The sequence below is a fragment of the Paenibacillus sp. LHD-117 genome, assembly GCF_030929555.1.
In the GTDB taxonomy this organism is placed as follows: Bacteria; Bacillota; Bacilli; order Paenibacillales; family Paenibacillaceae; genus Pristimantibacillus.
On sequence record NZ_JAVFVT010000059.1, the window covers coordinates 1 to 20555 of the forward strand.

The following is a 20555-nucleotide window of genomic DNA, read 5'->3' on the forward strand; positions in this document are numbered from 1 at the left end:
TTTACAATTACGAACGATTACAGACAAAATTAAACGGCCTTAGTCCAATGGAATTCAGAACCAAGGCCGCTTAACGACTTTTATTTTTTGTACTGTCTACTTGACGGGGTGCAGTTCATCCCTTGTATCGCCATTTGTTTATTGGAAGTCTTATTTATTATCAGATGCTGCTTGAACGAAACGGGCCGTAATTTCCTTCGGTCGCGTAATGGCGCCTCCGACGACAGCGGAAGCCGCTCCTAGCTCCAGACAACGGCGGTACATCTCCGGCGTCAACACATTGCCTTCGGCTATTACCGGAACCTTCACCGCTTCGAGCACCGCCTTCAGGAAAGCAAAGTCGTCCTCATATAGCTTGGTGTGAGAGGTATACGGAGTATAACCGTGCAGAGTCGTCGAGACGCAGTCGAAGCCGAGCAGCTCCGCCGCGACCGCTTCCTCGACGGTCGATATGTCCGCCATAAGCTGCACGTCCGGGTTCTTCTCGCGGCAATAAGCGACCAACGACGCTATGGTCTCGGAGCCGGGCCGCTTGCGAAGCGTCGCGTCCATCGCAATCATCTCGCAGCCGCTCTCCATCAGCTCGTCGATTTCCTTGCGCGTTGCCGTAATGAACACTTCGCTGTCTTCGTAATCGCGCTTCACGATGCCGATGACGGGAAGCTCCACTTCCTGCTTTATCGCCATGATATCAACCTTGGAGTTAGCCCTGATGCCAAGCGCTCCGCCTTCCTTCGCCGCAAGCGCCATCTTGCTCATGATATAAGAGCTATGCAGCGGCTCATGCTCCAGAGCCTGGCACGATACAACCAAACCGCCTTGAATCGCCTCGAGCATATTCGTATCTCTCCTTATCGGGCGCTGTACTCAGCGACAAGCGCCAGAATATCGCCGTTTAATACGGCTAGCGAATCATGATCCTCTTCGCGAACCGGCAGCAGCGGCAGCCGCGGCTGACCTGTATCGACGCCGCGGAGCGACAGAATGTATTTGGCAGCGCCATAGAGCGACGGGTAGGAAAGCAATCTCTTAATAATGGCGTTAATCTTGTATTGAAGCTCTTGCGCCTCTGCCACGCGATTGTCCAGATACAGCTCGTTCAGCTTGCAGAACAACTCCGGCATAACGCCGTAAGTGCCGCCGATTCCGCCGTCCGCTCCCATGATTCTGCCCGCGAGGAATTGCTCGTCCGGCCCGTTGAAGACAAGGAAGTCTTCGCCGCCCGCAACCTTGTACTGCTGCAGGTCGAAGGTGCTCTCGCCTGACATCTTCACGCCAATGACTTTAGGCTGTGCGGCCAGCTTCTCAAGAAGCTTCGGCGACAACTGGAATCCGGTCGTCTGCGGAATGTTATAGATAATAAAAGGAAGATTGCTGCTGTCGATCATCTGCTGCCAGTGCTTTTCGACCGCCGCTTCGGACAGCCGGTAATAGATGGCCGGCACCGCGGAGATCGCGTCCGCGCCATGAAGCTCGGCATGTCTCGACAGCTCTGCGCTTTCGCGGGTCGAGTTCGCCCCCACATGCACGATGACCTTCAGTTCGCCGCGAATTTCCTCCATGACCGCTTCCAGCACGAGCTTGCGCTCCTCAGCCGTCTGCAGAATGCCTTCGCCGGAGCTGCCGCCGACGTACAAGCCTTTCACTCCCGTGCCGACATAATATCTCGCCAGATTCTTGACGCGCTCCGCGTCAACATCGCCTTGCTCGTTGTAGGCTGAATACATGGCTACATAAATGCCTTGGAACGCCTCGATATTGCTCATGATCATCTCTCCGTCTCTTTTTTGAAATAAGGATATATCGCGCCATACAGCGCGGCTTTATTGCCGAGCTTCGCAACCGTCAGCTCTGTTTGGGAGAAGCCGGGAGGCAAGAAGCCCGACACTTGCAGCTTGATTTTGTCCAGCAAATAATCGCCTTGCTCCGATACGCCGCCTCCGATCACGATAAGCGCCGGATCGGACACGACGATGATGCCCGCGATGCCTCTGGCGATCTCTTCCGTCCACCTATCGATTACCGCCAAATACGGCGCGTTGCCGGCCTTCGCTTGCTCGAACAGCGTGAACCCGCTTCCGTCAAAGTCCGGCAGCTCGCGAGCTGCTCGCTTCAGCAGCGCGGACGTAGACGCCCTCTGCTCGTAGGTCGTGCCGCTGTCCTTGTCATACAAGGAGTGGCCAATCTCCCCGGCGCGGTAATGAGCGCCTGTCACCAGCCGCCCGCCGCAGAACAATGCGCCTCCGATGCCCGTACCAAGCGTCATGCAAAAGAAGTCGTCGGCACCCGCTGCAGCGCCTCTCCACCATTCGCCGACCGCCGCCGCGTTCACATCGTTGGCGACCGTTGTTCGGAGCCCGAACCGCTCTTCCACGGTCCGCTTCAGATTGGTTCCCTTGTATTCCGGAATGGTGCCGCCTGCGAATATTATTTCGCCGCTCTCCGTGTCTACAACGCCCGCCGTGCTGATGCCGACGCCTTCCATGGGACCATAACGTTCCAGCATATCCTGTATAATTGCGGCGACGGCTTCCGGTATGCGGATGTTGGCCGCACCCGACGGCGTCTTCCGTTTATCGTTATAGATAAGATTCCCATTGTCCGTGAAGACGGCATATTTGATCTCGGTGCCTCCTACGTCCACGCTTACCCATTGATTGCTCGGCATAAGCCACCCCTTATTCTTTTACCGCGCCAATCGAGATGCCGCGCGTGAAATATTGCTGGAACAGGACGAAGATGAGCAGCATCGGTATGGCCGCGACCGTCGCGCCCGCCATCTTGTAGGCGAAGTTCGGATTCAAGTCCTGCATGAGCGTCGCAATACCAACCATCAGCGTCTTCATTTCCTTATCCTGGCCGATAACCAGCTGCCACAAGTAGTCGTTCCAGACCTGCACGAAATTCAGAATAAACAACGCCCCGATGCCGGGTTTTACGATCGGCAGCATAATTTGCAGGAACGTTCTTACCTCGCCCGCGCCGTCGATTCTCGCCGCTTCGCGCAGCGCGTCGGGTGCGGAGTCAAAAAATCCTTTGAGCAGGAAGACGCCGAATGCGGTGGCCACGTTCGGCCAAATCATGCCATGCAAATCGTTGACGAGACCCAGATCCTGGGCAATGCGGAACAAAGGCACGATCATAACTTCCTTCGGGACCATCAGGCTGGATATAAACAGAATGAAGATGACGTTCTTTCCTTTGAAGCGCAGCTTCGAGAACGCATAGGCCGCCATGGAGCTGGTTATGACCAGCAGCACGGTGGACAAGCCCGCTACATATAGACTGTTGAATGTCCAGCGCAGCGCCGGCTGACTTTCGAACACTTCGATATAATTGGTTAACGTGAATGTTTTCGGCCACCAATCCGGGGGCATCTTGATGACATCGGAGCTGTTCTTCATCGAGCTGGTAAACAGCCAATACAACGGAAACAGGTTCAGTACGGCAAAAAACGTGACAACGAGATTGGAGACGACATCGTATTTTTCCCTTTGCCTTTTGGACTTCTCATTAGGTTGCAGCATCGCTTATCCCTCACTTATCCTTGAACATCGCCCGGAGCTGAGGCACCGAGAGCAGCATCGTGATGACGAACATAATTACACCTACCGCGGATGCAACGCCGAGCTGATTGAACTTAAACGCGTTATTGTAGAGGTAATACATCATCGTGACGGATGCGTTGTTGGGACCTCCGCCGGTCAGAAGCTGAATGACAACGAATATTTTCAGTACGGCGATGATGTTGACGATCGTGATGTAGATCGTTGTTGGCTTCACGAGCGGAATCAGGATCCGGAAGATAACCTGCAAGCGGCTGGCGCCGTCCACTTCCGCAGCTTCGAACAGATCTTTCGGCACGCCGATCATGGACGCGATATATAAAATAATGGCCTGGCCAACGTTAGTAGCGAACGTTACGAATATAATGACTGGCAGAACCGTGTTTTTGTTCCCAAGTAAATTGACGACGCTGAGATCCATCTCGCGGGCCGCATAAGAAATAAGACCGTTGGCGGGGCTGAGAAGGAAACTCCATACCATACTCATGACAACCATGGATACCATGACCGGAATATAATAGCTTCCGCGGATGAAGGATACGTATTTGGCGTTTTTGTCGAATACGGCGGATCCGACGAATAAGGAGAATATGACCGTCAGCAGTACGATAAAGACGACGAATACAACCGTATTTACAATGGATTTGAAAAATACCGGATCGCTGAATAGCATTGCGTAGTTATCGAAGCCTACAAATGTTTCCTGTTGATATTGCACCTTGTACAAGCTGAGTCTGATCCCTTCGATTATGGGATAGACGATAAACAGCAGGAACAGCAGAAATTGCGGCAAAATGAACAGATAGCCGGTTATGTTTTCTTTCAAGTAAGGGTTTCTGGGTTTCATGGTTATCCGTTACCTTTCTTTCCGATGCCGCGGCTTACGACCGACAGACGCGGCATCGGACATTTATTTTGCTTCTTTACAGAAAGGCGGTGCTATTTCGCGAGAGTGGAGCTTTCCTTTGCGTTCGCAATGACTTCATTGCCTTTGGTTTGATAGTTGCTAATCGCCTCGGCAGGCGTTCTTTCGCCGATATACATGGCTTGAAGTTCTGGGAACAACACCTGTCTCAGCTGGCTGTAGCCTGGAACGTTGCCCGTGAAAGCGAACATGTGCGCAGCATTCTGATCATAAGCTGCGAAGAATGGATATTGATCCTTGAATTCATTTGCAACGGAAGTACGGACCGGCACGCTATTTTTGGACGATTTCACAAGCTCGGGATCCGCGGAGAAAAATTTAATGAAGTCTTTCGCCACTTCTTCGCGCTTGGCGTCGCCCGTCTTGAACGCGCTTGCGCCTACGACGTAAGTGAACGTAAGCGGGTCTCCGCTTTCGGATGGAATGTTCCCGAGACGGATGTCGAACTTAGGCGCTTTGCCGGATGCCATATCCGCTTTTGCGTTATTGAATAGAACCGCGTTCGTGAAGCTGATACCCAGCTGCTGGTTTTGGAACATGGCGTTCGCGTCGTTGGAGGATACGGATTCGGCGCCTGGATTCGTGTAGCCGTTGTCGTAAATTTTCTTCATCCATTCCGCCGCTTTTACGCCTTTCTCGTCATTCAGAACAATATTGCCGTTCTCGTCGAAGAATGAATTGCCGAACATTCTCAGGTAAGCCAGATTCCAAGTATCGCCCTGATTGTTCAGCGCATAGAGCGCCATTGGATAAGCATTGGAGTATTTATCCTTCGGCAAGTTGTTTTTGAGACCGTCCAAAATCTGTTCGTACTCCGCAAGCGTCCATGTCTTGATCTCCGTCTCGCCGCCGATGAAGCTCTCCAGACCGGCGTCTTTGAACATGTCGGCATTATAGGCGAAGGTGCCGGGATTGTGGGCGAACGGATAGAAATACACATCGTCGCCGAACGTCACGTTATCCCAGTAGCCCTGCGCAATATCGCTCCGAGCCTCGTCATCGACAATATCCGTGAGCGGAAGCAAGGCTCCGCGATGAGCGTAATCGCCCATTGCGAACACGCTTTCAAAGAAAACATCCGGAGGCGTTCCGCCGCTTAGGTTAACGTTAAGCAGCTCGTCCCGCTGATCGCCGGCAATGACTTCTACGTTAACTTTGGCATTGTATTTATCATATTGCGCGGAGAATTTCTCGGCTGCATTTTTGAAGAAGCTGTCGTAATCCGCGCCTTCCTCCGTTGCATCAAGAACGCCTTTCCATTGCGGAGTAAGCCAAACGGATATTTCCACCGATTCTTTGGAGCCGCCGGCATTGGCGTCCTTATTGGATGCGCCGGCGTTTTTATTACCGCCATTACTCGAGCAGCCAGCTACCAGGGCGAGGATAAGCACGAATACGAAACTAACTTGCCATGAACGTTTTTTCATGTTGGAATAGCCCCCTTAGATAGTTGTATAACGCTTACAATTCCAGCAGAGCATGTCGAATCTTCACGACAACCTTGCGGATACCGGACGCAGCCGACTCCGTCAATCCCGGCCGGTGCAGATCCTCCGGAAACAACACAACGAACATGCCGGGCTGCAGCAACAAGAACGATTCGTTCTTCAATTCTGCGTATAACGCATAGTCTTTCTCCGAATCATATGACTGCGAGGGCATCTCGCTTCCGTCATCAAACTGCCATCCGATGACCTCCGTACCTTCCAGCAGGAGATGGATGTCGACATATGTCTCGTGCTTCTCCGCCGGCTGCTCCGATGCCGGCTTCGATGAAATCGTCATGACCATCGCATAGATCTCGTCTCCCTGGATCGGATATTTCCCGTCATCCAGCTTCAAGAAGTCGGTCTCTGCCAAGTAGCCGACCGCTGTCCTTAGGACAGGATGTGCGAATTGGCGTTTGTCTGGCCACTTCGTGAGCGATCCTGCGATCATGCGAATGCTCACCCCCTCTTTTTTTGTGCGAGTCCCCCTCGGGTGAGAGGGCTTCTGTGCCCATTATAGGCTTATCTTGATGGAACGAGACAGGAACTCATTTTCGCAATATCTTCACAATTTTTATGATTTGAGCGGAATGTTCACAAAATTTAGATTTTATGATGAAAACGTTCACATTCTTTCGACAGGGTGATTATTGTTCCCGTATATAGCGCGGTATTTTTGCGGGCTGACGCCTTTCATTTTTTTGAATAGACGGCCAAAATAGTTGCTGTTCTCATAGCCCACCTGCTCGGAAATCAAATAACTCGGCAAGTCCGTCTCGATTAGCAAGGTCGCGGCCTTTTCGATGCGAAGCATGTTCAGCCAATCGGTAAAATTGGTCCCGGTTTCCTTCTTGAAGATCGTGCTCAAATAGGCTTCGCTCATGTTGACCATTCCCGCCGCGCTTCGAAGCGACAGATTTTTGGCATAATGCTCGTCCATATAGCGCAGCAGCTTCTTAATATCATCCCGGGAGGCTTCCTTCGCTTTTGCGGCATGCACCATTCCTTGAAGCTCGGCCAATCGCTCGCCCGTTTCGCTCCAGCGGCCGACCGGACCGCTCGTATAGCCGTTTAATGAGATGCCTAATAGACTGCCCGACGCATTCGCAAGGTTGTCGATACGCGCCTTCAGCTTATCCCGATCTCCGTCCGGCAACTTCAACATCGCCGCAATCTCGCGCTCGTCCGTCTGAATGGGTCCGGCGTGCACCATTCCTTGAAGCTCGGCCTCGACCAGATGCTTCAGCAGCCCAGCGGCGGAAAGATGCGGAACGCCTTCTCGAATGCCTCTGACATGCAATAGCAGTAGATAAGAATGATCGGGAAGAGCATTGTCCCGTTCCGCCCAATCGTTGCCCGTCCACTCATTCGACAACGCCGACTCCAGGAGTCGGTTCATCGAATCCGGTGTCTCAACTGGAGCCTCGCCAAGTTTTTGCTGTTCCGAACGCTTCTCATGATTCCGCTGAAGCTTTCCCTTTGCTTCGATCAGCAAGTGCAGCAGCTCCGCAGGCTTCAGCGACGTCTTCAGCAAATAATCCTCAACGCCCATCTTCATGGCCTTGCGCACGTAGTCGAATTCGTTATGGCTGCTAAGGACGATGATAAGCGTGCTTGGATAACGCTCCTTCACCTTCTCAATCAGCTCGAGGCCGTTCATATTCGGCATGACGATATCGGTAAGCAGAATATCGGGAGGCCCGTCCTCCATCAGCTCCAGCGCTTTTGCGCCGTCCGGTGCATCCCCCATGAACTGAAAGCCGTGCTCCTCCCATTGAATGAGCGATTTTACGCCGAGACGGACCAGCATCTCGTCGTCCACTAGCATCACTTTATACGTCATCGTTCATTCTCCTCTCCGCTTTTCGTGCAGGCAGCACGAACCTAACCGTCGTACCGTTCCCCGGACTGCCGGATATCGAAATGCCGTAAGCTTCGCCGTACTGCATCCGAATTCGGTCATGCACGTTTTTTAATCCGATTCGCTCTGGAGGCGGCTCCTCTGAGCCGGACCTCAGCCGTCTGTCCAGCTCCCTCATCCGGTCATCGGGAATACCCGGCCCGTTATCGGATACAGTCAGCACGAACCGTTCCTCGTCCCGTGCCGCTTTTATTTCAATCAGCCCAGGCTTGTCGATCTTCTCTATTCCGTGAATGAGGCTGTTTTCGATGACGGGCTGCAGCATTATGCGGACGACCTCTTGATCCATCCATTCCTCCGCGATATCGATCTTTAACGACAGCTTGTCATGATATTTCAGCTTCATGAGCCCGATATAATTTTCGATGTAGTCGATCTCTTCCTTGAGTGGAATCAGGCTGCCGCTTCTTCCGATGCTGCCTTCCAGGATGCCGCCCAGGTTGGAGAGCATGTCCCCGACATCGCCGTTGCCCCTGATATAGGCCATCCACTTGATGTTATTGAGCGTATTCAATATAAAGTGAGGGTTGATCTGAGCTTGCAGAGCCCGGAATCTCATCTCTTCTTTCTGCTCGTATTCTTCCTTTACTTGCACCAGCAATCCGCGAATCTCTTTGACCATCTTGTTGTACGTCTCGATCAACGACGATATTTCCTCAGGTCCGGCAACGGCGATGGCCGAATAAAATTGCTTGCCCTCCAGCTCCGTCATCCTCTTCTTGAGCAGCTTGAGGGGTTTTGAAATCGTGTAAGAAATGGACAAAGTGATAATGGTAAACACGATAAAAATCAATGCAATAATTTCGATATTGGTCTGGCGGATATCGAAAATTTCCTTAAACACGGTATCGTAGGACACGATCTGCACGATCTTCCAGCCGTTAATTTGTACCGTGTCGTGATTAACGATCCATTTGCCGCGTTCCGACTCCAATATATGCTGACCCGTCCGCTCCGACATAAGCTTCCCGGCGTCGATCCCATTCGGAAGCGGTTCCCCGATCATCCCCGTGGACGGACTGGATACAACGATGCCTTCCCGGTTCACGAGATACACGTCTCCTTCAAGTCCGGTCAGGTAAGGCCGGATATCCTCCTCCGCGACGCTAAACGCGATCATCCCGATATTACGGGACGTCTGCAGGTCGGTGACCGTTCTCGCCAGCGTAATGATCGGTTCTCGGTCGGAATACAGCATATTTTTGTCGTTGAACATCCATCGGTGCTGATACGGCTTATCGATCATGTCGCGATACCATTCCGACTCGGTGTATTGCTTATATAGTGCATTAAAGATATAGCTTGTGCTCAGCCAGTTGCCTTTCAGGTCAAATACGGTCACGTACGAGTTCGTAAAATAGGAGCTGAACGGCCGGTACAGCACTTCATCGTTCAGCCTTAGCTTCTCATAGGGGGTCAGCGCACCCGGATCCTTGAGCAGCTCGATCATCCCGGGGTTGACCGTAATATCGACGGAGGATTGAAGCATGTCTTCCAGGAACAGCTCGACGTTAAGATTAACCAAGAAGAGAGCATCCTGTACGGAACGGCCGATTTTGCTTTCAATCACGCGTTCCAGCGGCTTGTCCAGCAAATAAAAAGTGAGCATGACAGGGATGATCAGGAACAGAAGAATGGAGTAAAAAATTCGGTTATGGATCGAATTCCACCGGCCCAAAGCGCTGCTGATCTTCTTCATGATGCTGCCCCTTTCCATCCCTGGTCCTGACTTATCTAATAAAACATCATCATCATTGTCGTGACGATGCCGGCGGCCGCCATGGCAAAGCCGCTGACGCTGCCCTGCGTTTCCGAGCAAGCCATCAGACGGGCGGTGCCGATGCCGTGGGACGAGGTTCCGATTGCGGCACCGATGGACAGATCATCTCTAATCCCGCACATTCGCAGGAATAGCGGACCCGCAAGGCTTCCGAACAATCCGGTCATGACGGATAAGGCGGCCGCCAGCTCCGGAATGCCACCCTGCCGTTCCGCGACGGCCATCGAGAACGGCGCGGAAGAAGATTTGGCAACGGCGGAGAACAACAGGTCGGCGGATGCCCCCGACAAATACAAGATGCATGCCGTAGTAGCCGCGGAGATGACTGCGCCGACCGTAATGCTAGTCAGCACGGGCGCAAGCTTGCTTCGGATGAGCGCAGCGTGCTTGTATAGCGGCACCGCAAGCGCCACCGTTGCCGGTCCAAGCGCCCAGCTGATGACGTCGGCTCCCATCCTGTATGTATCGTATGATATCCCACTTGCTTCCAAAATAACGATGATGATCGCGGAAGCCGCGATCAAGGGGTGGAGCCATCGAATCTTCTTTCTGAGCCAGATGGCAGAACTATAGAGAACAATCGTAAGCGCCATTCCGAATAAAGGATTATGCAGAAGGGGATCGATCCGCATCATGCCCTTGCCCCCTGTCCGGCCACCATTTAAGCACGGCACTTACGGCGAGCATCGTTAGAAGCGTACCCGGCACGATGCTGAGACTGACCGACAGCCACTCCGAGCGAAGCTCATTCGCATACGCCGTCGCACCGACGATCGCGGGCACGAACAAGAGCCCCATGTGGCGAATGGCTATGCGCGATCCCATATCGACCCATTCCAGCTTGATGAGTCCCGCGAATAACGATGCCGCCAGCAAGGCAAGTCCGATCACGTTCCCTGGCAAAGGAACCGACAGGCCTCTCTCGATCGCAACACCCAAGAGGTAATAAAGCGTAAATAGAGCAATGCCGCGCATAGATGTAATGCCCTCCCAGCAGTCCATTTCTTATCTTATCTTTAAAATTGTAACGGAGTTGCTCCGTGACAATATCCCTCTTGTTTGACTGCTTTATAGCACATTTATGACTTGATTTACCGCTATTCGACACCGTGCAGGAGCTGCATTGGTTTTTTTTCACAATTGGTGAAATTGTCGGCAAGTTTGTCAATAGAGGCGCCGAATGAGGGTCTCTATAATGAAGGAAGGAGGTGAAACAAATTGTATCATTTTGAATCGCAATAAAATGAATGAGGGAGGATTGAAGAATGATCGGGAAGCCAAAAAAAGTGTATCGAAAGGCAATCGCTCTAGTCCTTGCTTTCATGATGTTAGTAGGCGCGAACGGCAGCGACTGGACATCCGGAGCCCAGAAGGCTAACGCGGCAAGCGGCAGCAACGACCCATTAATTGAAGCTAACGAAGTATCGTCTAGCGAAACGCCGGCAAGCCCCAATGTAGGCACATTAAAAAATTACATCGTGAACAGCGGCTTCGAGAGCGACAGCAATTTGACAAGAGACGTGACAAAGCACGTTGGCCATTGGGTGCTGTGGCTAAGCAATGTTGCGGCCAACGTAGGACGGAACAATACCCGCGCCGCGGTCATTACGCAAAATGGTTCATCGCTTGAGCAGGATATCGTCGATTTGAAGCCCAATACGGAGTATGTGATTCAGGCTTGGGCCAAAAGCACGAATCCCTCGGCACAATTTTTTATCGGCGTTAAAAACTTCGGCGGCGGCCAAAGCACCGTGCATGTCGACAGTACGGAGTACAAGCAGTATCAATTGACGTTCAGGACCGGATCAAGCAATACGAGCGCGCGAGTTTTCTTCTGGAAAGACACGGGAAGCGGCACCGGGTATGTAGATGATTACGAGGTATGGCAAAAGTCCAGCATAAACTCGGTTTCCATTCAAAATGACGGACGTTTGGAAATCAGCTTCAAATCGATTCCGCAATCCGTTCAAGCCGGCGACTTTGAGTCCTCCTACACTTCCAGCATGCAACCGGATCAATCGATGCCGGTCGCTCTGAGCAACTTTCAATTCGACGCTGCCACAGGGAAAGTGACGTATCGCTTCGAGCCCTTGCCGACCTTCCCTGTCTCGCAGCAGATCACCCATAAAGTGAAATATAAGCCGGATGGATCCGAGATGCAAGTTACATACGAGCTTCCGGCAAACGGCGAACCGATCGTGGAGCCGGTCATTGAAGCAATGACCGCCGAGAACGGCAGAATCGAGCTGGTACTCCAGAATACCCCTAATCCGCCGATCCTCTTATCGGATATCGAGGTTACTTCCATGATCAACGATGACGACAGCGTTCCGCTCCCGATTGAAAGCTATCAATATTTAGATATTGAGAAGAAGATTGTATTAACCTTTGCAGCCATCTCTAGGGGGGTTAACCCTAAGAATGTCCAGATCACGGTCAACATTAAAGATGAGGCGGCTGAAGGAAGCTTCATCGTCGATGCTCTAGGCGAAGGCAATACCTACTACGTGGATAATGTGGACGGGGATGACCTTCACGACGGATTGTCTAAGGAGACAGCGTGGAAATCGCTGGATAAAGTCAACGCGACAACCTTCTCCGGCGGAGACAAACTGCTGTTCAAGGCTGGCGGCGAGTGGACCGGACAGCTGTGGCCGAAGGGCTCCGGCGTGGAAGGAAAACCGATTATTATCGATAAGTACGGCGATGGTCCGAAACCGAGATTTATGCCGGGGCCCGATGTAACCACTCCGTATATGACATGGGTAAATACGACCCGCAGAAATGTAAAAGTCAATAATGGACTGTTGCTCTCGAACCAGTCCTATTGGGAAATCAACAGCCTGGAGCTCTTCGACCCTAGCTATAGCAGCGTCGATCCTTACAAAACCGATGTCTATAGACGCGGAGTCTATATTCATGGGGAAGATGTCGGAGAGCTGAAGCATATTTACCTGAACGATCTGCATATCCACGGTTACAGAGGTCCTTATTATAACGAGGGCAAAGTATCCGGAGGAATTATAGTCCATATCTTCACGAATCCCGACGATGTATCCAAGCGGAAGAAAACATGGATAGACGACCTTAAAATTACAAACAACAAAATCGAGCAGGTCGGGAGATCCGGCATTAACTTCCACACGCCTTGGACGACAAGGAAAGCGGAAGATGGGAAGTGGGCGAACTTCAGCTATGTTGGCGCCGGAGAATGGACGCCATTCACCAATGTATATATCGGCCACAACATTTTCAAAGAAATCGACGGGGATGGAACGATCATTGACAATACGGAAGGCACAGTGTTCGAGCATAATCTTGTATACAAAGCACTGAATAATTCCGGTTATGCTGCCGGCGTATTCAGTTGGAACTCGAACGATACCGTCATCCAATTCAATGAACTCAGCCATACCGGTCGCGGAAATGACGCGCAAGGCGTTGAGATCGATGCCTTGAACGATAATACAATTGTCCAGTACAACTACTCGCATGATAACTTCGGCGGATTTTTTGAATGGTGCACGATCCCCGGTTATCCGAGCTATAATGGAACCCTCAGGTATAACATTAGCCAGAATGACGGAACCGGCTATGGCGTCATTACCTTATTCACCAACAATTTCGGCAGCAAGGCTTACAACAACACCATTTATCTGGGACCTGGGTTAGACCGAACCGTATTCTCGCGAAAATCGGGCAGCTATAATAACCGCATCCAATTCTTCAATAACATCGTTTATAACGATGGCGGTCTTACGAATTTGAATTTCCATACCGATGTTGTGGAATACAGCAACAACCTGTTCTACGGCTTCCCGAATGCGCCGGCAGGCTCCATAACCGCTGATCCGAAGCTGGAAGCGATAGGAACAGGCGGCAATTATCATGCAGACGGTCCGGACGTCTTCTCCACGCTTACCGGATACCGGCCTCTTCCCGACTCCCCGGCTATTGACGCAGGGCGCGCGGAGGAGAACAACGGCGGAAGAGACTTCTTCGGCACTTCGCTAACCAATGGGCTCCCGGATATTGGAGCCGTGGAATATGTCGAGGAGGAAGAACAGGAGCCTGTATCGCTTGAGCTGGCGGGTCCCGCCTCTGTAAAAAGCGGCGATTCATTCGTTGTGAATGTAGGGCTCAGCCATGTAGAAACCCCAGTACTCGCCCAAGATATTACGTTTCAATACGATTCAGGCAAGTTTGAATTCGTGGAAGCGCTCTCCGTGGCGGATGGCGTCAACATTCTCGAAACCGTTCACGAATCCGGGCAAATCCGGATGCTTCTATTCAGTGAAGGGCCGGAACGTGCCATATCCGGCGACCGGGAAGTGATCAAGCTGACGTTCAATGCCAAGCCATCCATTGGAGTCGCGTCGGGAGAAATCTCGGCTACCCGAGTGGTATTGGCCGATAAAGACGGCGTAGAGACGGAAGCTGCTCTCTCCTCCCTCAGGGTCGAGATTGGGGTCGCCGGAGTGCCGGGAGACTTCAACGGCGACGAGCGTATAAGCATCGGCGACTTGGCTATGCTGGCCGTACATTTTGGCAAAAACTCGCATAGTCCGGATTGGGAGCAAGTGAAGAAATTGGATCTGAATGGCGACGGCTTCATCGATATTATCGACCTCGCCGAGCTTGCGCAACAAATCGTGTTGTCCTAATACAAACTTTTCATAAGTCTGCGCATTCCTGGAATGCGCAGACTTATTCTCCTGTATGGAAACGGAGGGCTCCAACATGAAGCTTGCATTCTATTCGAAGCGGCCAATCCTGGTCGCGTCCGCGGCCTTCGTTCTGCTCCTCGCCGGGATAGCAGCGCTGCTGCTGTCCAAGGATAGCGACGAAAACGAAGCGGTGTCCGACAAGCATCTGATCAGCATTCCGAATGAAGAATTTTCCTTCTATCTGGACATCGTTCGCAGCGGCGAGCTGAATAGGGAAATAAGCGATGAACTGAAGAAAAAAGCGATGGACTATTCAAAAAACGTATATGCGAAGCTGATGCTGGCGGAACGTTATCAGGTCATTAACACCTACTCTTTCGAGAAGCTGCAGCAAGCTCACAACGAAGAAAATCAAAAACGGAAAAAAATGAAAAAAGAGGGCCAAGTCTTTTATGGCCCGGAGCAGCTTGAGCTTAGCGATTACTTCGAATATTTCCTTGACGAGATGACGGTGACGGCGATCGCGGAAATAGCCGAGAAGGAAAGCGCATCTCTCGAGAAGGATAGCAAAGCCTATTATGACGAAATAAAAGATTTATTCTCGGATGAAACATTCCTGTTTGACTTGGTGAAACAATCGCCAAGCGGAGCGCCGGATGAGATTGAGACGTTCGAGCTTAACAACGATAACAGACGGATCCTTGAGAACACGGAACCGGAATTGTTAAAGCTCCTGGAAACGATGCAAGCTGGGGATGAGGCGCCTTACATACGGAACAACGAACCGCATCTGATCAAATTGAAATCCAGAACGCAGCAAGGCCTCGCATTTGAGGAGAACAAGGAGCAAGCGATCAAATTTTATGTAAATGATGTCTATTATGTTAAGGAGATGAACCGGATCAAGGATGCAATGGAGATCGAAGTGCTCGCTCCGCTTCCGGAGTGAAGTGCTTGGGACGGAAATGGCTGGGCGCCTGATTCGTCCAGCGGCGGAACTGCCTGGAGAAATGGCTGACCGAGCTGAAGCCCAGGCTTTCCGCAATTGCATCCACCGTCATATTCGTTTTGACCAGCATCTCCTTCGCTCTGCTTAGCTTGAGCCGGCTTAAATATTGGCGCGGCGAAAGCCCGTATACTTGAGAGAATATTTTCGAGCATTGATACCGGCTTAGATGAAATTCGGACGAGATATCGGTAATGGATATATCCGTATTCATATCTCTGGCCAGACGTTCCTCAATTGCATGGGCAATATCCGCCATATAATTGGAAATGTTCGGTGCAGGAGCGCCGGACATTGGTGTCTGAGGGAAAAACAATATCTCCGCCAGGATGAGAAGAATATGGGATTGCAAATAAATCCGATCAATGAGCGAGGAGTCAATTTCCTTCTCTCCTGACATGTCCGTGATTGGATCTTTGAGCAGGCCACGCTGCAGTAATTGTTCTATCGCTTTGATATAGCCCGGAAGCTTGCTTGAAGCCGCTTCCTCCCTCGAAATGGTTCGATAAGGGGAAGATCCGAGCTCCTTGCGCATTTCCATGTCGTCCAGATCGAAATGCGCATTGAAATAAACGTAGTGGTATTGCGAATCGTTTAGGGTCGAATGTCTGGATCCCAAGTTAATTAAGAGCCAGTCTCCTTCCCTATGGCGTACAGGAACTCCGTTGATTCGATGGGTAATCTCGCCTTCCCCGCAGTAGATGAGCTCGAAAAAATGATGATGATGCGTCGGAAACTCCCAGGAAGGCGGCTTAACGCCGAAATGGCAGCCGATCAATTGCAGCGTGTTGGTCAGGTTGGGGAATTTTACAATCGTCTCCAAAGCAAGGACCCCTTTTCGAATAAACATTTACCTGTAGGATACTCGCCACGGCGGCAATGCTGAATCCCTCTATTTTTACATCAGGGGCACTATCTTTACCTCTTCACTCTGTCATTCCCCAAAATCGTAATGGTATTCGATTTCCAAGTGTTGATCCGTTAACGTAACTTTTTTGATGACCTCATGAAGAAAGACTCTGGTTCTTTCCAAGTCCGAAATCTCCAGCCTTTTAAACTCCTCCAAAAAATGCTCCATTGATGATGCACTTGTGATCTGCTCCAGGATTTGAATCATTTGTCTATCCAACAGCTCTAACTCTTCATCAATTAGTGCCATTTGTTTCTTAATAGTAACCATCTGTTCGGTATACGTCTCATGATCAAATAGGTCCCGCTGTTGAAAAATATCAATTTGGTCCTTCTTTAACTTCTCCCTCTTCTGTTGCTTGTTTTTCATTTCATTTTCTATCCGTTCAGTATCCTTTTCTATATTGGCATGAATGATAAAAAAATCATGAGGCAGTGCTTTAAGTTTCTCTCGAATCCGAGAAACAATTGCTCCTTCAAGCGGATCGGCATTTACATTCGCTTGCGAGCATACTACGCGACCAAATTTGTGATACGTTTTACATATATAATAACGGTACTCTTTGTTCTGGAAGGATCGTTTCTGACATACCATACCCTGCTTGCACTTCCCGCAAAATAATATTCCCGTCAATGGATGGTAGGCTCTCCTAGGCGTTCGGTTATGTCCTTTTGACAAAAGTATTTTTTGAGCGGCATAAAATAGCGCCTTATCGACAAGTGGCTCATGTGCATCTTCGACGATCTGCCATTCCTTCTTATCAATCTTGATTTGAACCTTCTTCTTCTTCATCTTTCCATTATCATCGTACTCTCTCTGCAGCTGATTTCGGCGTGTTCCGTAAACAACCGAACCGATATAGGCTTGGTTGCGAATGATCTTATTGACGCTTTCCCGACTCCAATAATTACCGTTCCTCGTGCGAATTCCGCGTTGATTGAGATTTTCAGCAACTTTAAAAGTACCCAAGCCCTGAAGAACGTATAGCTGGAAAATCAGTTTAGGAATCTCTTCCGTCTTAGGATCAATGACAAGCTTTTTAGATTCAGGATCAACTTTATACCCGATCGGGGGATCGCCTCCCCACTGTCCTCTGCGTGCTTTCTGTTTCCTTGCGCTGCTTACGCGTGCAGATATCTTCTTGCTTTCTTGTTCTGACAACACAGATAAAATATCGAAAGTAATGTTATCCTTATTCAAAGAATCATAGTTGTCATTGATCGCGACTACCCTGACTCCATATTGTTCGAACATCCCGATGATGGCCGGATTTTCTTGTTTGTCTCTTCCCACGCGGCTCACTTCTTTAAAAACAAGTAACTTAAATCTGTGGTTCTTGGCATCCTGAATGGCTTGTTTCAATTCAGCGCGGTCAAATACGCTTGTATAATAACCGGAGACGGCCTCATCTCTATATATGATGGTATCCGATCGATCATAATGATCGCCTAGTCTGCTAATGTACTCTTCGCATTGGCTGACCTGATTCTCGATAGAGTCGCCTTGCTGATCGGTACTCACCCTTGCATATATCGCGCATTTAATTTTTTCAGACTGCAAAGAAACTCCCCCCAACCAGTATCATTAATTACTTGCAAGCCCAGTTGCTTCACACAGGGGTGTCATTAACGAGTCGTTTAGATAGTCTTGTCTGATTTGCGTACTTCTCGTTTACCTTTACCTTTATTTCAACTCCATGAACGAGCTTAACGTATTCAATCAGTTTATCTCGAACCCAGTTTGAAATCGGCTGCTCGCCGTTGACTTCTGTAAATGTAAAATTCACCGCGCATGCCTCCCTCATCTATTCCTGTTCCATTTTATGAAATCAAAAACTCGTCCTATGTAAGGACATCTATAACGACAAAAAACCTCCGCAGAGTTTCCTCTGTGAAGGGTTTTCGCAATTTACAATTTTGGAAATATGCTTAATGCAGGCTACGATCAAATGAAAGTTTACGCAGGCTTTTGTCCTATAGTTATTAGTGCAACACCCAAATCGATGGGCTCCTTCGAGAAATACGTGGCGCGCAGCTTCTTCTTCTGGATGACCCGTTTCCTTCGGCATCAGTACGAGAAAGTCGACATCGTCTTCATCGCTCACCATACGGAGGCCAAGGAAGTCACCGAAGAAGAGTTTTTCACGCGCGGCGAAAGCGGGGGCACGATTTGCTCCTCCGCTTACATGAAAGCGCTGGAAATTATCGACAGCCGTTTTAATCCGAGCATGTACAACATTTATCCGTTCCACTTCTCCGACGGCGACAACCTGACGAGCGACAACGAACGCTGCGTCAAGCTGATCGGCGAGCTGCTCAAGCGCTCCAACCTTTTCGGCTACGGGGAAGTGAACCAATACAACCGTTCGAGCACGCTCATGTCCGCCTACAAGCATATTAACATGCAGCATTTCATGTACTACGTGATCAAAGAGAAAGGCGAAGTCTATAACGCACTGAAGTCGTTCTTCCGCAAGCGGGAAGGGGCGACGGGGTAAACGATCGGATATTGCTCTTCAATGAATAAAATGATCCTCGTGTCGTATACCGCGCGAGGATCTTTTTTTCGTCTAAACCTTCGCCATCGCGACGGAACGAGTCGTCATCGGGGCTGGCAATTCAATTCGAAACGCCGTTCCTTTATTCGGGACCGTGTCCAGAGAAATCGTGCCTCCGTGCGCTTCGATAATGCGATAACAAATCGAAAGTCCCAGCCCCACTCCGGTTTCCTTGCTTGTCACGAAGGGAGTGAACACGTCCCTGGCTTGACTCTCGGTCATGCCGTGTCCCTCGTCGCGCACAATAAGCACGGCGCATTGGCTGCTTGCGGACAACGAAATATGGATACTGCCTCCTCCCGGCATGGCCTCCATCGCATTTTGCAGCAAATTGATTAAAACTTGTTTGATTTGCCCTGCATCGGCAACGGCATGAACCGGCTCCGAGCCCATCACATGAATGACGATATTGTTCAGTTTGGCTTGAGCTTCCATGAACATCACAGTATCTTCGATGAGCCGAGTCAAGTTCAGATGATTCATTTGAGGCGGACTTGGCTTCGCCATCAGAACAAAATCGGAGACGAGACGGTTCAAATCCTGAAGCTCCGCATGAGAAATGGATATATACCTTCTAACGATCTCCTGCAAGTCGCTTCGTTCCAAAAGAATCTGATTAAAGCCCATAATGGTCGTCAGGGGATTCCTGATCTCATGTGCCATGCCTGCCGCCAACTTGCCGACCGCGCTCAACTTCTCGTACGTCATCATCGTTCGCTCAAGCTCGACCCGCTCCGTAATGTCCCTGACCTGCAAGTAGGCTCCGGCAACATGGCCCTGTTCGTCCCGTATCGGAACAGAGTCTAGCAAGCAGACGGTTGTCTTGGCATCAAAGGATTCGAAGGTATATTCCAGTCCATCGATGCTTTGCTCTTCTTTTAACGATGGCAAAACGAATTGTGCGAATTCGGGGATGTCCTCGATCGGCCTCCCGATGATTCCTTCTCTGTCTACGCCCGAGACGCGGCCCGCCACTTCGTTAAACTCGACGATGACGCCGCCACGGTCCGTCAGGACAATGCCGCTGTTCACGGAATGGATAATGAGGTGGTTCAGCAAGTACTGATGCCGGTTCCGCTTGTGCAGCGCGATCTCTCTTGAGATCGCCTCCGTCATGTTCGAGAGCAGCGCCAGCGCGTAAGGGCTATGATTGTCCACCGTCGTCATCATCGCGATCGTCCCTGCCAGATTGCCCAGCTCGCGGGAGAGTCGGAATGGGACGCAATAACAGACAGCCCCGCTAAGCGGCAAATGATAATGGTCTCCTCCGACCAGCTCGATCGCGGCTCCATGCATCAACGCGAGGCTTATGGCGTTCGTCCCCATCTCCCTTTCGTTGATTCGAACCGCGACTTTGATGCCGATCTGGATAAGCTCGGAAGTTAACGTTTCGTCGCCGAAGGACTCCAGGATGACGCCGTCATCGTCGGACAATAGGATTACGACGGGCAGCCCGTTCAAATCTCGAATCGTTTTTTGGCCGAATTCCTTCATGACGGTAATGAAAGGCTTATAGATTTGTTTGCGCTGCCCCAACTCCGCCTCGCTGACCGTCGGCACGATTTCGGGAATGATGTCGTTTCGCAGCCCGAATGCCTCGCAGCGCTTCTTGGACAACGCAATTATCTCTTGTTTATCGTTCATTTGCTCCAGCTCCATTGTCGACTATCAGTCATCTCTATTAGTATAAGTATAATAGGTGTTTCTTGGAAATGGAATTAAGAGATGGATATTCT

General features: G+C 50.6%; 16 protein-coding genes and 1 pseudogene. 3 read left to right on the forward strand and 14 right to left on the reverse strand.

Annotation, left to right across the window (positions count from 1 at the left end):
• Nucleotides 1-150: 150 nt before the first annotated feature.
• The 11 genes from RB620_RS29145 to RB620_RS29195 all read right to left on the reverse strand — a co-directional run bounded on the left by RB620_RS29145 (nt 151) and on the right by RB620_RS29195 (nt 10654).
• On the reverse strand, nt 151-837 hold the full coding sequence (locus RB620_RS29145; protein WP_308100561.1) for an N-acetylmannosamine-6-phosphate 2-epimerase: 687 nt from the start codon (nt 835-837) through the stop codon (nt 151-153).
• Nucleotides 838-851: 14 nt separating this feature from the next.
• Complete coding sequence (locus tag RB620_RS29150; protein WP_308100562.1) at nt 852-1766, reverse strand: dihydrodipicolinate synthase family protein; 915 nt, start codon at nt 1764-1766, stop codon at nt 852-854.
• A gap of 2 nt (nt 1767-1768) precedes the next feature.
• Nucleotides 1769-2668 carry an ROK family protein gene (locus RB620_RS29155; RefSeq protein ID WP_308100563.1) on the reverse strand — a complete coding sequence of 300 codons (900 nt, stop codon included), beginning with the start codon at nt 2666-2668 and terminating at the stop codon, nt 1769-1771.
• Nucleotides 2669-2678: 10 nt separating this feature from the next.
• The gene (locus tag RB620_RS29160; protein WP_308100565.1) at nt 2679-3527 is read right to left on the reverse strand and encodes a carbohydrate ABC transporter permease; all 849 of its coding nucleotides are present in this window, start codon (nt 3525-3527) and stop codon (nt 2679-2681) included.
• 10 nt (nt 3528-3537) lie between these two features.
• Nucleotides 3538-4413: a carbohydrate ABC transporter permease gene (locus RB620_RS29165; protein WP_308100567.1), complete on the reverse strand. Its 876-nt coding sequence runs from the start codon at nt 4411-4413 to the stop codon at nt 3538-3540.
• Between the two features lie 92 nt (nt 4414-4505).
• Entirely contained in the window at nt 4506-5918 is a 1413-nt protein-coding gene (locus tag RB620_RS29170; protein WP_308100569.1) for an ABC transporter substrate-binding protein, read from the reverse strand.
• Between the two features lie 34 nt (nt 5919-5952).
• Nucleotides 5953-6429, reverse strand: a complete 477-nt coding sequence (locus RB620_RS29175) for a NanQ anomerase/TabA/YiaL family protein (protein ID WP_308100571.1) — start codon at nt 6427-6429, stop codon at nt 5953-5955.
• Between the two features lie 174 nt (nt 6430-6603).
• Nucleotides 6604-7821, reverse strand: coding sequence for a response regulator transcription factor (locus RB620_RS29180; RefSeq protein ID WP_308100573.1), 1218 nt, complete (start codon nt 7819-7821; stop codon nt 6604-6606).
• Nucleotides 7811-9598, reverse strand: a complete 1788-nt coding sequence (locus RB620_RS29185; RefSeq protein WP_308100575.1) for a sensor histidine kinase — start codon at nt 9596-9598, stop codon at nt 7811-7813. Before RB620_RS29185 ends, RB620_RS29180 begins: the two co-directional genes overlap by 11 nt.
• Before the next feature lie 35 nt (nt 9599-9633).
• Nucleotides 9634-10314 carry an LrgB family protein gene (locus RB620_RS29190; protein ID WP_308100577.1) on the reverse strand — a complete coding sequence of 227 codons (681 nt, stop codon included), beginning with the start codon at nt 10312-10314 and terminating at the stop codon, nt 9634-9636.
• Nucleotides 10286-10654 carry a CidA/LrgA family protein gene (locus RB620_RS29195; RefSeq protein ID WP_308100579.1) on the reverse strand — a complete coding sequence of 123 codons (369 nt, stop codon included), beginning with the start codon at nt 10652-10654 and terminating at the stop codon, nt 10286-10288. The genes RB620_RS29190 and RB620_RS29195 overlap by 29 nt, the downstream gene beginning before the upstream one ends.
• A gap of 290 nt (nt 10655-10944) precedes the next feature.
• Here RB620_RS29195 and RB620_RS29200 point away from each other — a divergent pair, with 290 nt between their 5' ends.
• Together RB620_RS29200 and RB620_RS29205 are read left to right on the forward strand one after the other, a co-directional pair.
• Nucleotides 10945-14343, forward strand: coding sequence for a cohesin domain-containing protein (locus RB620_RS29200; RefSeq protein ID WP_308100581.1), 3399 nt, complete (start codon nt 10945-10947; stop codon nt 14341-14343).
• A 76-nt stretch (nt 14344-14419) separates the two neighbouring features.
• Complete coding sequence (locus RB620_RS29205) at nt 14420-15295, forward strand: hypothetical protein (protein ID WP_308100583.1); 876 nt, start codon at nt 14420-14422, stop codon at nt 15293-15295.
• Here the strand turns inward: RB620_RS29205 and RB620_RS29210 are convergent.
• Both RB620_RS29210 and RB620_RS29215 read right to left on the reverse strand, forming a co-directional pair.
• Entirely contained in the window at nt 15249-16175 is a 927-nt protein-coding gene (locus RB620_RS29210) for an AraC family transcriptional regulator (protein ID WP_308100584.1), read from the reverse strand. The genes RB620_RS29205 and RB620_RS29210 overlap by 47 nt on opposite strands.
• A gap of 111 nt (nt 16176-16286) precedes the next feature.
• Nucleotides 16287-17822 carry a recombinase family protein gene (locus RB620_RS29215; protein ID WP_308100586.1) on the reverse strand — a complete coding sequence of 512 codons (1536 nt, stop codon included), beginning with the start codon at nt 17820-17822 and terminating at the stop codon, nt 16287-16289.
• Between the two features lie 430 nt (nt 17823-18252).
• Between RB620_RS29215 and RB620_RS29220 the strand changes: the two are divergent.
• Nucleotides 18253-18759: pseudogene (locus RB620_RS29220) on the forward strand (DUF444 family protein); the annotation flags it as partial.
• Between the two features lie 72 nt (nt 18760-18831).
• On the opposite strand, the gene RB620_RS29225 reads toward RB620_RS29220, so the two are convergent.
• Nucleotides 18832-20463 carry an ATP-binding protein gene (locus tag RB620_RS29225; RefSeq protein ID WP_308100587.1) on the reverse strand — a complete coding sequence of 544 codons (1632 nt, stop codon included), beginning with the start codon at nt 20461-20463 and terminating at the stop codon, nt 18832-18834.
• Between the last annotated feature and the right edge of the window lie 92 nt (nt 20464-20555).

Coding starts and splice junctions, on each gene's coding strand:
- RB620_RS29200 (WP_308100581.1), top strand. CDS start 10,945: ATGATCGGGAAGCCAAAAAAAGTGTATCGAAAGGCAATCGCTCTAGTC.
- RB620_RS29150 (WP_308100562.1), bottom strand. CDS start 1,766: ATGAGCAATATCGAGGCGTTCCAAGGCATTTATGTAGCCATGTATTCA.
- RB620_RS29175 (WP_308100571.1), bottom strand. CDS start 6,429: ATGATCGCAGGATCGCTCACGAAGTGGCCAGACAAACGCCAATTCGCA.
- RB620_RS29190 (WP_308100577.1), bottom strand. CDS start 10,314: ATGATGCGGATCGATCCCCTTCTGCATAATCCTTTATTCGGAATGGCG.
- RB620_RS29205 (WP_308100583.1), top strand. CDS start 14,420: ATGAAGCTTGCATTCTATTCGAAGCGGCCAATCCTGGTCGCGTCCGCG.
- RB620_RS29195 (WP_308100579.1), bottom strand. CDS start 10,654: ATGCGCGGCATTGCTCTATTTACGCTTTATTACCTCTTGGGTGTTGCG.
- RB620_RS29160 (WP_308100565.1), bottom strand. CDS start 3,527: ATGCTGCAACCTAATGAGAAGTCCAAAAGGCAAAGGGAAAAATACGAT.
- RB620_RS29185 (WP_308100575.1), bottom strand. CDS start 9,598: ATGAAGAAGATCAGCAGCGCTTTGGGCCGGTGGAATTCGATCCATAAC.
- RB620_RS29170 (WP_308100569.1), bottom strand. CDS start 5,918: ATGAAAAAACGTTCATGGCAAGTTAGTTTCGTATTCGTGCTTATCCTC.
- RB620_RS29165 (WP_308100567.1), bottom strand. CDS start 4,413: ATGAAACCCAGAAACCCTTACTTGAAAGAAAACATAACCGGCTATCTG.
- RB620_RS29225 (WP_308100587.1), bottom strand. CDS start 20,463: ATGAACGATAAACAAGAGATAATTGCGTTGTCCAAGAAGCGCTGCGAG.
- RB620_RS29155 (WP_308100563.1), bottom strand. CDS start 2,668: ATGCCGAGCAATCAATGGGTAAGCGTGGACGTAGGAGGCACCGAGATC.
- RB620_RS29145 (WP_308100561.1), bottom strand. CDS start 837: ATGCTCGAGGCGATTCAAGGCGGTTTGGTTGTATCGTGCCAGGCTCTG.
- RB620_RS29180 (WP_308100573.1), bottom strand. CDS start 7,821: ATGACGTATAAAGTGATGCTAGTGGACGACGAGATGCTGGTCCGTCTC.